Source organism: Domibacillus sp. PGB-M46, assembly GCF_022668875.1.
In the GTDB taxonomy this organism is placed as follows: Bacteria; Bacillota; Bacilli; order Bacillales; family Domibacillaceae; genus Domibacillus.
The window spans coordinates 1-480 of the sequence record NZ_JAKGCR010000072.1; the positions used below are offsets into that span (position 1 = coordinate 1).

Annotated in this window: 1 protein-coding gene; it reads left to right on the plus strand. The window is 50.6% G+C overall.

What is annotated here, in order from left to right:
• The coding region (locus L2D08_RS24740) for an aldehyde dehydrogenase family protein (RefSeq protein ID WP_242238009.1) at positions 1 to 480 on the plus strand (480 nt) is incomplete at both ends.

Here is a 480-nt window from a genome sequence, read left to right on the forward strand (position 1 = left end):
GGCCATGAAGAGATCAATGGTATTACGTTTACCGGCTCGAACGGAGTAGGCAAGCAGATTGGCCAGGCAGCGCTGGCCCGCGGTGCGAAGTACCAGCTTGAAATGGGCGGGAAAAATCCAGTCATTGTGGCTGCCGATGCCGATCTTGATCTGGCAGTGGAAGCGGTGGTGACAGGCGCTTTCCGTTCAACGGGACAAAAATGCACGGCAACAAGCCGGGTAATCGTGGCAGCTGAAGTGTTTGATGAATTTAAAGAAAGGCTCGTTCAAAAAACAAAAGAGATCACGATTGGAAGCGGCCTTGACAGCAGTACGTGGATGGGGCCTTGTGCAAGCGAAAATCAATTAAGTACGGTCCTTTCTTATATTAATAAAGGGGTAGAAGAAGGGGCGGAACTCCTTATCGGAGGCAAACGTGCAGAAGAAGGCAGCCTGGCAGACGGATACTATGTGGAACCAACCATTTTTGACAACTGCACG